This is a genomic window from Halioglobus sp. HI00S01, assembly GCF_001635445.1.
GTDB lineage: Bacteria > Pseudomonadota > Gammaproteobacteria > Pseudomonadales > Halieaceae > Halioglobus > Halioglobus japonicus.
Genome location: NZ_LWEE01000123.1, coordinates 1 through 220, shown reverse-complemented (window position 1 = coordinate 220; position 220 = coordinate 1). Strand labels below are relative to the sequence as shown.

Genomic DNA, 220 nt, shown 5'->3' with positions numbered 1-220 from the left:
GTGATCCCGCGCCTGATGAGGACGACATAAGACGCTGGATTCAGGCAGCGCTGGCCACTCAGCGCACAACTGATACAGAAGTGAGCGTGCGGCTCGTCGACGAAGACGAGATGGCTGAGCTCAATCACACCTGGCGCGGCAAGTCCGGCCCCACCAACGTTTTGTCATTCCCCAGCGACTTGCCTCCCGAACTGGAACTGCCGCTGCTGGGCGATATCGT

1 protein-coding gene is annotated in these 220 nt (G+C 60.5%); it reads left to right on the top strand.

The features are described 5' to 3' along the window. A partial coding sequence (gene ybeY, locus A3709_RS14900; protein ID WP_197484219.1) for an rRNA maturation RNase YbeY occupies positions 1–220 on the top strand: 220 nt, incomplete at both ends.